Origin of the sequence: Mesorhizobium sp. M1406 (assembly GCF_040317555.1) — a bacterium.
Taxonomy (GTDB): domain Bacteria; phylum Pseudomonadota; class Alphaproteobacteria; order Rhizobiales; family Rhizobiaceae; genus Mesorhizobium.
The window spans coordinates 1-13,936 of the sequence record NZ_JAMYKW010000040.1 but is presented as its reverse complement, the minus strand read 5'-3'; the positions used below and the strand labels follow the sequence as shown (position 1 = coordinate 13,936).

Below are 13,936 nucleotides of genomic sequence, written 5' to 3'. Positions count from 1 at the left end.
AATGTCCTTGCGATCTGGATGGCGAACCGGTTTCCATAAACAATCCCGTGCGCGGGCTCAGCCCTGCGATGGGTAAATTCCCGCCCATGCAATGCAGAACTGCACTGTCAGCGTCGGCATCGTGTTGTCGTGAGCCGTGTTCCCGCCGATAGTCTGCGTCGATTGAGGGGCGGTGACATAAGGCGTAGCGCCGGCAATATCGGTCACATACATGGTGTCGTTTGAGATGGCACCAAGTTCGGCCGCCGTGTTGACCGATTTGCCATCGGCGCTCGACGTGGTCGCGGTCATCGAATGATTGTGCTGCGGCATCTGCTGAGGGAGCAGGGTGACGTCCTCGTTGCCGGCCGCCTGGCCCAGGACATAGCTCGATAGGCCAGACCCTGTGCCCTGATGGATGGGCACACGACCGGAAAGATTGGGCACGGCGAACGTGGACTGGCCATCGCCGCCATAGGTGGTGCCGATCAGTGTAAACAACACGTCATATTCCGAGATGGGATACACCCCTCCGTCGCAGGCGAACCAACCGTTCGGCACGCGCGAAAAACCGAACATGCGGATTTCTCCGACAAAGGGCGTGCTCATCGATGGACCTCCTCAGGGCAATGATTTGGCGGGCAATTGTGTGCTGGCGGCGTCAACTGCGTGACGGAAAAATCCCGCTCATCGCGATGTTGTAGTTGATGGTCTCGTAAGGCTGAATGTTCGGGTGCGACTGGTTGCCGCCGACATAGGTGACGGTGGGAGCCGACAAGGGAACCGCGCGGCCATTCGGTGCGGCATAGATGGCGTTTGTGGTGGCGCCATAGAGCGCCCCGCTGGGATTGCGCGCCGCACCCGCTGCCGTGGTCGCATTACCCACATGGTTATGGGCCGGCAGTTGCTGAGACAGCAGCGTGACGTTTTCAACCCCGCCCGTTTCACCCCACTGATAGGCCGTCGGGTTCCAGTTCGGATCGGCGGATGGGCCAAATCCGACCGGGGTGCGGCACTGCAGATTGGGCAGGCCGAAGGTCGTGGTACCATTGCCGCCATAGGTCGTGCCGAGCAGCGAAAACAGCGCCTGGTTCTGAGCGATGCCGATTATCGAGCCGTTGCAAAAGGCGAAGCCCTTTGGCGCGAACCCGAATCCCGTCATCATGATCTGACCGAGAAAAACTTCCGCCATTAGCACCTCCTAATATTAGACATCTTAGTTTGTTGAATTCATCATTGCTCATGAATCACGGATTCTGCAAGTGGAGTCTTTCACCTGAGGTAGACATGGTGAAGACTGTATGATTTACTTTGCATTCGAATCCGAAGAAGGTGATCGCGCCCGGATTCTGGGGCAGATTAAAGCTTTGATTGATTGATATTTTTCGCTTCGGCAATAAAGCGTGTCGATTGGCGGCATGGGGGGCGTGCATTGGATCTGACTGTAAAGTATTGCGTCGGGCGTTCGGACGCGCTTGCCAGCAGGTTCCTGCTATGGGTTGCCACGCTAGCGTTTGTTGGCATGGCTGCGTTCGCTCCATCCCGGGCACAGGCCGCTCCATCATTAGGCTGCCCCGCCCCCATAACGTTTACCGTGGCATCTGGCGGCTCTCATCAGATCGACGCGTCATCATGCGATGCTTTCGGAACAAACCCACAGAGCCAAGTGGTGCAGCCCGCACACGGCACCGTCACCATCGACAACCCGTCGGCCGGGCTCCTGACCTATGTCAACAATGGCGACGGCGCCCTGTCCGACAGCTTCACCTTTGAAGACGCCTCCTCGGGTGTCGTCACGGTCAATGTGACAGTCTCCCCTGCCAGCTCGCCGATCACCGTTACCCCTGCAAGCCTGCCGACACCGGCAGTCGGCGTTTTCTACGACCAGACACTTTCCTCTAGCGGTGGCGTGGGGCCCTATACCTATACGCCGGGGGGCGGCAGCTTGCCCCCGGGACTCAGCCTTGCAACAAACGGCAGGATTTCCGGCACGCCAACGGGCTCGGGCCCTTACAATTACACCGTGCATGTGGTGGATTCCACCGCCGGCACGCCTTTGACGACTGACAAAAGCTACAGTTTGAGTGTCCCTGGACCCACGCTGGCCGTTTCGCCGACCAACCCGCCCGCAGGCTCCGTAGGCTTTGCATACAGCCAGCAACTCAGCACCAGCGGCGGCACCGCGCCCTATACTTACAGCGTCGAGATTGGCCCCCTGCCGGCTGGATTGAGCTTGTCTTCCAGCGGCCTGATCTCCGGAACGCCGAGCGTTCAGGGCACCGTCACATTCAAGGTCAAGTCGCAGGACAGCACAACGATCTCGACCGGGGGCGTCTGGTTCGTCATCCAGGACATAACCGTCGTCATCAATGCCGCGCCGACCATCGTCGTTAATCCGCCCACTCTGCCTGGCGGCGCAGCGGTCGGATCGACCTACAGCACGACCATTTCCGGCAGCGGTGGAACAGGCCCTTATACATTCGCCGTCACCGCGGGATCGCTTCCGGCCGGTCTGAGTTTGAACACGACAACAGGCGCACTTTCGGGCACGCCAACCGCCGGCGGCACATTCAATTTCACCGTCCAGGCAACCGATAGCAGCACCGTGCCCGGGCCATTCAGCGGCACACGTGCCTATACGCTGGTTGTTGCCGCGCCGACCGTCAGCCTACCGACGACCACACTTGCCAACGGCACGGTCGGCGCGGCCTATTCGGCCTCGCTCAATCCCGCGACCGGTGGCACCGCGCCCTACGCATATGCAGTGACGGCCGGCGCCCTTCCGCCAGGCATATCGCTGTCCGGCGCGGGTGCGTTTTCGGGAACGCCGACCGCAGAGGGAGTTTATAACTTCTCTGTAACCGCGACTGACAGCAGCACGGGAACCGGCCCCTATTCAAGCGCGCCCCGCGCCTACAGCATCCAGATCGTCAACATTCCGCCGGTTGCCAATCCCGTGTCGGCCACGGTCGCCTATAACAGCAGCGCCAATCCAATCACGCTTAACATTACCGGCGGAACGCCGACATCGGTTGCGCTCGCCACAGCGCCTGCCCACGGCGCGGCAATGGCCAGCGGCACATCGATAACCTACACCCCCACTGCCGGATACGCCGGTCCAGACTCGTTCACCTATACGGCAACGAATACGGCCGGAACGTCCGCACCGGCGACAGTAACCGTCACGGTCAGCAATCCGACGATCGTGGTCGCGGCATCCGGGACTTTGGCCGCCCAAGTCGGCGTTACCTATTCACAGACCTTCACCGCATCCGGTGGTGCTGCGCCGTACACACTGACGGTAAGTGGCTTGCCGGCGGGCCTTTCCGCCACAGGGACGACGACCAACAGCGTGACCGTTTCCGGGACGCCGACAGAAGCGGGCAGCTTCGGCCTCAATGTCACAGGCACTGACAGCAGCACCGGAAATGGCCCATTCCCGATTTCCCAGCCCTTCACGCTCACCGTCAGTGCGCCGACGCTTTCCATGACGCCGGCGGCGGGGGCACTCACCGTTCCCTACGCTGCGCCGTTCAGCCAGCAGTTTTCGACGACAGGCGGCGTTTCGCCCTATGTTTTCGCCCTCACCGGAACGCTTCCCACCGGCTTGTCCTTCGATGATACGACAGGGCTGCTGTCCGGAACGGCGACCCAGACCGGAAGCTTCCCGATTTCGGTCAAGGCAACCGACAGCTCTACCGGAACCGGAGCGCCATTTTCCGTCACAGCCAACTACACGCTGAATGTCGGCGCGCCGACCATCACGATCACGCCGGCTTCGCTGGCCGATGCGACTGCGGGGGCTGCCTACACACCCGTCTCCCTTGTCGCGTCCGGCGGCGTTGGTCCCTACAGCATCACTGTATCTTCCGGTCCGCTGCCGAACGGCACGTGGCTCACTACGGCGGGCGTTCTTTCGGGGACGCCGACGCAGTCCGGCACATTTCCGATCACGGTTCAGGCGCAAGATGCGAATGGCCAGACGGGCACCCAGAGCTACGGCTTACAGGTCCTGGTGCCTGGCCTGACGGTGTCGCCCGCCAGCCTTCCGGGCGGTGTGGTCGGAACCGACTACAGCCAGCCGCTGTCGGCGAGCGGCGGCAATAACCCTTACAGCTTTGCAGTAACTTCGGGTACGCTGCCGGCAGGCATAACGCTCACGGGAGATACTCTCGCAGGCACGCCGACCGTTGCCGGTAGCTTCAGCTTCACCGTAACGGCAACGGACAGCACCGGCGGCACCGCGGCCACTGGGAGCCTGGCCTACACGCTGGTGATCGCGCCGCCGACCATAACGCTGGCGCCGGCCACCTTGCCCACAGGCCAATACGGCGTTGCATACAGCCAGACGCTTGCGGCCAACGGCGGCACCGGCCCATACACCTACGCGCTGACCGGCACGCCGCCTGCTGGAATAACGCTGTCAACCGCGGGCGTGCTTTCGGGCACGCCGACGGAAATCGGCTCGTTCAACATCACCGCCACGGCAACGGACGATCTCGGTTTCACCGGCGCGGCAAATTATACCCTGGTGATTGGAAACAACCCGCCGGTCGCCAACCCGGAGACGGCTGAAACGCTTGAAGGGCAGCCTGTGACCATCCACGTCACGGACAACGATGGCGGGACCATCACCTCCGTGGCGATCGCCACCGCACCCGCGCACGGCACCGCGTCGGTCAGCGGCACTGACATCATTTATACCCCGGGAGCGTCCTTTAACGGGTCGGACACACTGACGTACACGGCGACCGGACCAGGCGGAACCTCAGCGCCTGCCACCGTCACGATCAACGTCAGGCCTCTGCCCGTCCCTGTCGCGCAAAATGTCACGACATCGTCCGGCAAGGCTGTGGTCGTCGACCTGACCAAGGATGCGGTCGGCGGACCGTTTACCAGTGCGACCCTGGTTTCCGTGCCGCCGCCTTCGTCCGGCACGACGACACTGAACGGGTTCCAGATGACGTTCACGCCGACCCCGACCTTCCGTGGCACGGAGACGGTGACCTTCACCGTGAGCAATGCCTATGCAACGTCGGCGGTGACGGCGATCACCATCGAGGTCGTCGAGCGTCCCGATCCGACGCTGGACAGCGAGGTCATGGGCATCCTCAACGCCGAGACCGCGGCTACGCGCCGTTTCGCCACCTCGCAGATAGGCAATTTCCAGCAGCGCCTGGAAGGCCTGCATGACAGCGACAATGGCCAGGAACCCACGGATGGTCTGGCCTTTGTCCAGGGCATCGTGCTCTCCTTCGACAGCACCTGCGGGGAAGCCGAACAAGCGGCAAAAGGACCAGACTGCGGTCGCAGCAAGGCGGCCGACCCGGACTGGCCGTTCAAATCGTCCCTCGACGACACCACCACATCGGGCACGCCGGGCGGCTTCGGCACCGGCAGCTTCGGCCACAGCAAGGTAACCATCTGGACCGGAGGCTCGATCAATATCGGTGAGCGTGACGGCAACGACGGCTACAAGTTCGAGACCACAGGCCTAAGCGCCGGCGTCGACTATCGCCTGAACCGCGCCTTCGCGATCGGTCTTGGCATGGGTTACGGCCGCGACGTCAGCGACATCGGTGACAATGGCAGCCGCAGCAAAGGTGAAGCCTACACAGCGGGCCTCTATGCCAGCTATCATCCAGGCCAGGATTACTTCATCGACGGTCTGGTCGGATATCAGTGGCTTTCATTCGACTCGCAGCGCTATCTGACATCCGGTGGCGGCTTTGCCACCGGCGAACGGGACGGCGGCCAGTGGTTCGCCTCGGTTTCAGCGGGCAAGAAATTCGAGATCGAACAGTGGCAGATTTCGCCTTATGCCCGTCTCGACGTGGCACGGGCGACGCTGGACGAATTCACTGAAAATGGCGACCCGTCATTGGCCCTGCACTATGGTGAGCAGGATATCAGCACCACCACCGGCAATCTCGGCCTGACGCTCGCCTACAGGTTCGCCGCTGACTTCGGCGTGGTTTCACCGCAGGTGAGGATAGAGTACCAGCACGACTTCCAGGGCGACAGCGCGATCACCATGAACTACGCCGACATGTTCGGCGGGCCGATCTATCACACCTCGATCGACGGGCTCGGCAAGGACCGCTTCATGCTCGGCCTCGGCGTGAATGTGCAGACGGTGCAGGACTTCAACGTGCGGCTGGAATATCGCGGCCTGTTCGGCAGCGATGGCGATACCGACAACGGGTTCCTGGTCAATCTGGGCAAGAACTTCTAATCCAGCCGCCACGAGACCTGTGGCGCCCGTTTAGTGCTTGTTCTTCGCGGCCCAAACGTAGGCGAGGAGCTTGCTCGGGGAAGACGCCCTGCGAAGCGGACATCGGCGTAAACGCCAGCTGGATACGAAATTGGTGATCGTGCCGCGCTGCAGAGCCGCCGATCGCGGCTGAACTTCTACAAGTAAATGAAATTGCAATAAAATCTTAATGAGCCGTATAAGCAACCCTGCACATGGCCATTGAAGTAACTTTCACCTTTTACATTCAATCCATCTGGACAATTCTCACGATCTGGGTCACTATGCTTGCGGATTGAAATCTAGAGCCAATTTGAGGGAGGCCCCATGTCACGTGGTGGATCGATGGTGCGCGCGCGAATCTTCGCGGGTTTTTTCGTTAGTGGCCTGGGACCAATGGCGGCAGCGGCAGCCGAGATCCTCAATCCACCCTTGTTGCAGGACGAACGCGCGCCGATCGCCAAGCCTATCCTGACGGAGGCAGCACCGGCCTCGCCCCTGCCCGGCAACACGGCACCGGTGCGCGGCGACCGGCTGCTCGACCTCAAGATCAACTATATCGACAATCAGATCTACAACCCGTCGACGGGCGGCTACGACAAGGTTCATCTGCGCGGCTACACGGGCAAGGGTGTCGATCCCGGTGCGCCCTATGTCTCGCCGACCATCGAGGCCGTTCCCGGCGACACGGTGCGCATCATCCTCGACAACCAGCTGCCGGCAGGCCCGCAGCCCGGCGACCCCGGCTGCATGACGGGCGGCCAGATGCCCGACATTCCGCACTGCTTCAACGGCACCAACCTGCACACCCATGGCCTGTGGGTAAGCCCGACCGGCAACAGCGACAATGTGCTGTTGTCAATCAACCCGCAAACCAAGTTCACCTACGAGTACAATATCCCGTCGGACCACCCCTCCGGCACGTTCTGGTACCACACGCACCGCCACGGCTCGACCGCGTTGCAGGTGTCGAGCGGCATGGCCGGCGCGTTGATCATTCGCGGCGGTCGCCCGCCGACGCCAACCGCCCATGGCGACATCGATACGCTGATCCCGACCTCGGCAGTTCCGGAGCGGGTGCTGGTGATGCAGCAGATTCAGTATGCCTGCCGCGGCCCGGCCGCGAAGCAAGGCGACCTCGGCCCGATCAAGCAGGATATTAAAGGCCGCTATTTCTGCGACCCCGGCGATGTCGGCGGCATCGAAGGCTACGACCAGTTCGGCCCGGGCACCTGGCCGGCATCGGGTCGTTATACCTCGCTCAACGGCAAGGTGTTCAACCCCACCGACCCTATGAAGGCGACGCAGGGTCAGATCGAGCGCTGGCGCATCATCCATGCCGGCGTGCGCGACACGATCAGCCTGCAGTTCTTCAAGGTGCTCGACGGCAAGTTGAAGCCTGGGGTGAAGACCCTGCTCAGGGCCGAGACCACCGCCGCCTTCATCAAAGATACCTGCGACACCGAGCCAGTGCCTTATGCGCTGGTCGCCGCCGATGGCCTGACAATGGCGGCTGCGCAAATGACCAAGCTGGCGACGCTCCAGCCCGGCTACCGCTTCGACGCGCTGGTCGTCTTTCCGGAAGCCGGGCGCTACTGCGTGATCGATTCCTCGGCGCCCAAATCGGGCGTGGTCAACGGGCTGGATGTGAGCCCACAACTGCTCGGCCTGATCGACGTTGCGCCGGGCAAGCCGGTCGACAATGTCGAGTCCTATGTTAAGAGCATACTGGTTGCACTGGCCGAGACCAACATGCCCGCCGACGTCAAGGCGGCAGTGGTGTCCGATCTCAAGGCTGGCATAAAGTTCACCAGCTTCACACCGCACCCCGACGTCACGGACGAGGAGGTCAAGGGCAACGGCACGCAGGAACTGACCTTCTTCATCGATACAACAGGGCCGGACATAAAGTTCGAGGTTGGCAACACCCTCAACACCGCCGACACCAAACCCTATGATCCGACCCGCATCGACCGCCAGCTGCCGCTCGGCAAGGCGCAGGTGTGGACGCTGCAATCGCATTTCGTCAGCCATCCGTTCCACATCCACGTCAATCCGTTCCAGATCGTCTCAATCACCGACCCCCTCGGCAAGGACGTCAGCGCGCCTGGAGCGATAGACGACATCGCCGGGACACCCGACCCGCAATATCCGGGCCTCAAGGGCGTGTGGAAAGACACGCTGTGGATCAAGAGCCTGATCCCGCAAAACCTGCCCACGGGTTTTTCAGGCATCTACACGATCACGCTGCGCACCCGCTACGAGCGCTATATCGGCGAGTATGTGCTCCACTGCCATATCCTAGACCACGAGGATCAGGGCATGATGCAGAACGTTGCCGTGGTGCTGCCCGGTGAGGTGGGTGACGCCGTGCAGGGCGACGTCATGCAGATGCATGGGATGCCGATGGGTGGCCACGATGCCCACAAGTAAGGCGCAGGCGTCCGAACCCGATGCGCCGTTTACGTGGAGCGACGTGGAGGCGATCCTCACCGCTGCGGGCGGCAAAGCTGGACCAGGCAGCCTGACCGGGGTGACGCTGCCGGATTTCCTGACGCTTGAGCTCCAGGGCATGCCGCTGATCGCGCCGCTTTCAACAACGTGTTGCGGCAAGAGCGACGCCGAGGGGCGCGGTGCGCGCTCAGCGCTGGTCCGCGGCTTGCGCGGACTGCCGCCCTTCGACGGCAAGCAGCTCCCCCGCCTGCCCTGGGGCGGCAAGCCGATCGCTTATGACGATATCGACCGGATCGAGACCTGGATCGACGAAGGCTGTCCCGGAGAGCTGATCGGATCAGTCGCGCTTGCCGGCGAGGTCAGTGTGGCCACCGAGGCACGCGTCGAGGTAAAGGGGCTTTCCGGCCCGATCTTCGGCCCGGCATCTGATCCCGCGGCATGGCGCTATGCCAAGGGAGAATTGCGACAGCGCATGGACGTCGATGTGCTCGACGACGCGCAGAAAGAGCGGCTGCGCCATGCATTTCGCGAGCTGTACAAGCTCAACAAGTGGGTCGGCGACAAGCGCAGCTACAACAACCTGGCGCTGATCCACCAGAACCACTGCCAGCATGGCTGGGAGCGATTCCTGCCGTGGCACCGCGTGTATCTCTATGAATTCGAGCAGGCCTTGCAGGATTTCTGCCCCGACGTGACCATGCCGTGGTGGGATTTCCCCGCATCGCGCTACAAGCCTGAAGACCCGGCCAACGGCGCAATCCTTCCCGATGCCTTTAAGGGCTTTCTGACGGAAGAATCGGCACGTTTCCTGGGCGATAAGGGTTTTCCGGCCAAGATCGACACGCTGGTCGGCCAGTTCTGGGCCAATCCGACCCAAGTTTACGACGCGGTGAGCACAGCCTGCGGCAAGGAATATGTTGCGGGCGAAAACCGCAAACGGCTGATCGACGCGCTGCTCGAGGCCAATCCGCTCTGGTATCCGCTGCGCTATTCCAGCCAGTTCGGCAACGGTTCGATCAACACCGTCATCCATTACCATTACCCGGCGCAGGAGGACATTGACGAGATCCTGTCGCTGCGCACCTTCCGCGACTTCGGCGGCGGCAGCCTTTATGTCGACAGCTTCGGCTTCCTAGACCAGAACCCGCACAACACCATGCATATCTGGACCGGTGGCATGAACCCGGCGTTCAAGACCGACGCTCCCGCCGATCGCAACAGCGCGGTGCGTGTTGCCGGCCGAAAATTCCACCAGCGTGACGATCTCTACTCCGAGCCGCAGTTCGGCGACATGTTCTCGAACCTGACTGCGTCCTACGATCCGATCTTCTGGCCAGTGCATGCCAACATCGACCGGCTCTGGTCGCGTTGGCAGCAGGAGCATCCCGACGGCCTGCCGGCGGACCTCGATTCCGCGCTGACGCCGTGGAGCTATGCGGTGCGCGACACGCTCGAAATGAGCCGTTTCGGCTATGAATATGTGCGCGGCGGATGCCTGATGCCGGTCGGCCTGACCAACCCGGTGGGGCGCTTTGTCTCGGCGCCGATCGCGGTGCCCGAAGCGACCAAGGGCTTCCGCTCGGCCGAGGTGCGGCTGCATCGCGTGCCGCAACTGCCGCGCTCCTGCTTCATCCGCGTATTTCTCAACACCCCGGATGCCGATGCCACGACACCACTCAACCTGCCTGGATACGCGGGCTATGCCGCCGTGTTCGGCCATGGCGAATGTTATGGCGGACCCGGACATTGCGAGGTGCCGCCAACGGAAAACCGCAAGTTCGATTTGCGCGAGCGCAGCATGAACACGCCGCGCAACCACCGCATCGACGTGACGCGCGCGGCAAGACGCTTGATCGCGGCCGGCGCCGCCAGCCTCACCGTCAGCCTGGTGGTGATCGGCGCTTCCTATGAGGAAGACCGCGAGCTGTTGCGGCTCGACGGCGTCTCGCTCAATTTTCTCGACTAACCCACGGCCGGCACTGGCACCAAGGGGAAATTAATATGGCCGACCCAACGATCTATCGTATTCATCCCGCTGTCGGCATTGCCCGGCTCGGTGACAGCCCCGATGCCTTTTGCATCGCGCCCGAAAAGCCGGCGCAGATGCCGATCGAATGCGACGTCAACGGCAACGCCGCTAAGGGCGATGCGCCGATCAAGCACTTCAAGGACGATAAGGGCCGCATCAAGCGTCAGGCGGCACGCTTCCAAATCTTCGTCTATAACGAGGCCAACCCTGACGGCGTCCCGCTCAAGATCGGCGACCATGTCGAGGGCGGTGGCAATCGCGGAAAGCTTGTCGACATCCAGTGGCGCGTTCAGCTCGCCAACAAGAAGGCGGCCTGGTTCACCTTCGACGGGCTGCGAGGGGAGGCCGGCTACCCCGACGGCGCGCCGCTGCGCAACGCCGGCATCACCGATCCGGTCGAACGGCAGAAGCTGATCATCGACGCGGGCCCGCAAACGGTCGACAGCACCTCGCGGCGCAAGGCAAGCTTCGGGCGCGACACCAACCTGGCCTATGCCGTCACCTTCCCGCCAACCGGGATGGCGCCCAACGCGATCGATACGCTGGGCGAGATGATCACGGACGACGACGGGCGGCTGCTGGTGCTTGGCGGGCATGGGAACAGCGGCTCGTTCCTCTCAGGCTTCGGCCATCCGCGCATCGAGACCTATGCCAACAGCGACGGCTGGTTCGACGACATTTCGGACGGGCCGGTGATGGCGCGGCTGATTATGATGGAAGAGCGCGTCCAGGCGCTGCGCTACATCGACGTCGAATATCCGGCCTGGGCGCTGGTCGGCTATCCCCGCTACGCGCCGGAAGTGCTCGACATGATCACGCTGGATGACGTGATCGAGGACATGTCGATCCGCGAATTCGCCTATCGCACCGACTTGTATGGCACCGCAGGAACTTTCAGCGCACCGCAGAAGATCGACCCCACCGATACGCCGGCCTTGCTACATTGGAAGGCCGGACCGGTGGAGTGGAACCCGGCCTACCGGCCGTGGTTCTGGCGCGACGTCTGGCCGATCATTTTCCGCGCCGACGAATTCTCGTACTTCGCCAACATACTCCAGCAATCGAATTTTCCCCACAACCAGTCGAGCCGGGGCACATTCGATCCCTACCGATTGTGCATTCCACCGCGGGTTGCGCCCCGCGCGCTGGCGCAGAAGGAAGGGCGCGCAAGAGACGATCATGTCGGCGGGCGACTGCTTGAAGCTGCGGTCGAACCAAGCCTGATGCTGCTTGACGCCACGCATGCGCCGGGCGCTGCGAAGGATGCCGTGGTCGGCGAAGCCGGGGCCTCGCTTAAGGCGGCAGCAGCGGCTTTCACCGCCGCGGTCTGTCGGCCCGGCGAGGGCGAGGCAGCGCGGGCCTACGCCGCGCGCTGGCAAGCGGCTTTCGCTGAGAACGATGCCGTAGCCGACCCAGCCTATGAAGCCGCCCGCAACGCATTTGACGCGGCCGTCGGCGATGTGATCGAACACATTAGCGCCGCAGCCGCGCCGCCCAAGAAGCGGATGCTCACCCTCGCCCGATCCTCGTCGCGGCAAGAGCCCGCCGAACCCGATCGCACCACCGACCCGGACGAGCCGATCGAAGCCGCACTGCGCCGGCTTGCGTTTGAGTACCGCTCCGGCCAGTTGCTGGACCGCGCGCTTGCCGCGGCAACCAAAGACGCGACGACCGATCCGGGCCGCTCCGCGCGGCAATACCTGTTCGACCTCTTGCGCAAGCCCGGCGAGGAAAACCTATTTCGGCTCGAGGCCAATCCGGCGACGCGCACCTACCACCTACCGCTGATGCCGCTATTGGCCGGCGATAACCCGATCACCAACAAGACGGTGAGCAAGTTCCTGCGGCTAACCGACACGCAACTCTTCCTGCTCAGGCAATGGGCGGCGGGTATCTTCATCGACGAGGTGGATGCCGGCTTCGCACCGGCCATCGACCCGTGGCAGCCCTACAAGGACTGGAATGTGCCGGGCGGCCGCGGTCTGGACCAGGGCGTGCTCTCGAACGGTCTCGGCGGCGCCTTCTGCCCGGGCGGCGAGGTGACGTGGATCATTCGCAACCCTGCGATCTGGCGCGAGCCCTATCGCATCAAAGCCGACCCCGAATGGTATAGCTTCGCGCTGACCGCCGCGCAGGAGAATGCCAATCGCTGGGGCGCGGGCACCAGCGAGGAAGGCTACATCGCCTATGCCTCCGACCCGCTGTCGCAAGGCAGCGATTTCGATATCGGTCTGCAGCCCGGCGACCTGACCAAGCTCAGCGGCCTGCCCTGGCAGGCCGACTTCAACGAATGTTCCACCCAGACGATCGACGTTACCTATGAGGAGTGGAACGTGCTTTATCCCGATAGCGTAGGTGACACGTTGCTGGAGCGCGAGGGGCGGGTATGGGAGACGCTGTGGTGGCCTGCGCACCGGCCGATGCAAGTCTATTATCCGGTCGGCACCGACTTCCAGTTCCGCAATTGGGCACGCGGTATTCCGCAGACTCTGGCCGGCGACCTCAAGATGGTCACCGAGTGGTCGAAGCTCGGATTCATGATCCGAAATCCTGCCGGCGGTCTCGACCAACCCTCACCCGGTGTCAAATACATCTGCGTCGAAGATTCGGGAGAATGACGATGAGCAATCCCTTTGTCGGCAACTGGACCTATCGCAGCTTCCTCAACGATCCGGACATCAGCAAAGCGGCCAACGACCTGCTCTTCGGAGAAGGCACGCTGGCCATTTCCGAGAACTCGCAAATCGAGCTGTCGGGAACGATCGGCGGGCCAGGTTGGTCGCTCGATCTGCGTGGCGGCTTCGGCTACGGCTCGCCTATGCAAGTCCGGTTCCAGGGCAAGGGCGTGGTCGGCGGCGAAGAATGGATCTACGACTATATAGGCTGGCTCGTACCGGTCTGGCCGAACAGCACGGACCGGCTGGAGGTTCCGGCTATCGTTGGCTCTGTGGTGCGCACCATCCCGCATTCAGGCGACGGCGGCAGCACCAACCCGGCAGGAGTGGTGGCTTCCTTCTATGCCGTCCGAGCAAGCTGACTTTGTCGTGATCGGTGGCGGTCCTGCGGGTGCGGCGGCGGCGCTGACGTTGCGTCGGCACGCACCCGCGCGGAGCGTGCTGTTGCTGGAAGCAGGAAAGCATGATCGGCCAAAGCCGGGAGAGGTGCTGCCGGCAGTAGCGAATGGGCTGCTGCGTCAGCTTGGTGTCTGGACGCCGTTCGCC

General features: G+C 62.7%; 8 protein-coding genes. 6 read left to right on the top strand and 2 right to left on the bottom strand.

The genetic code is table 11. From position 1 onward, the window contains the following. Positions 1-57 precede the first annotated feature (57 nt). Positions 58-588, bottom strand: coding sequence for a phage tail protein (locus tag NKH03_RS25145; RefSeq protein WP_352695726.1), 531 nt, complete (start codon positions 586-588; stop codon positions 58-60). A gap of 52 nt (positions 589-640) precedes the next feature. Then, the gene (locus NKH03_RS25140; protein WP_352971277.1) at positions 641-1,171 is read right to left on the bottom strand and encodes a phage tail protein; all 531 of its coding nucleotides are present in this window, start codon (positions 1,169-1,171) and stop codon (positions 641-643) included. Positions 1,172-1,648: 477 nt separating this feature from the next. On the opposite strand from NKH03_RS25140, the gene NKH03_RS25135 reads away from it, so the two are divergent. The 6 genes from NKH03_RS25135 to NKH03_RS25110 form a co-directional block, all read left to right on the top strand. Beyond that, positions 1,649-6,214, top strand: a complete 4,566-nt coding sequence (locus tag NKH03_RS25135) for a putative Ig domain-containing protein (RefSeq protein ID WP_352971275.1) — start codon at positions 1,649-1,651, stop codon at positions 6,212-6,214. Positions 6,215-6,559: 345 nt separating this feature from the next. Next, entirely contained in the window at positions 6,560-8,665 is a 2,106-nt protein-coding gene (locus NKH03_RS25130) for a multicopper oxidase family protein (protein WP_502913559.1), read from the top strand. Beyond that, positions 8,652-10,652, top strand: a complete 2,001-nt coding sequence (locus NKH03_RS25125) for a tyrosinase family protein (RefSeq protein WP_352971271.1) — start codon at positions 8,652-8,654, stop codon at positions 10,650-10,652. Before NKH03_RS25130 ends, NKH03_RS25125 begins: the two co-directional genes overlap by 14 nt. Positions 10,653-10,687: 35 nt before the next feature. Beyond that, the gene (locus NKH03_RS25120; protein ID WP_352971269.1) at positions 10,688-13,333 is read left to right on the top strand and encodes a LodA/GoxA family CTQ-dependent oxidase; all 2,646 of its coding nucleotides are present in this window, start codon (positions 10,688-10,690) and stop codon (positions 13,331-13,333) included. Positions 13,334-13,335: 2 nt separating this feature from the next. After that, a complete protein-coding gene (locus NKH03_RS25115) occupies positions 13,336-13,752 on the top strand; it encodes a hypothetical protein (RefSeq protein ID WP_352971266.1) in 417 nt (138 codons plus the stop codon). Continuing rightward, on the top strand, positions 13,733-13,936 hold a 204-nt coding region (locus tag NKH03_RS25110; protein WP_352971263.1), incomplete at its 3' end, for an FAD-dependent oxidoreductase. The genes NKH03_RS25115 and NKH03_RS25110, both read left to right, overlap by 20 nt.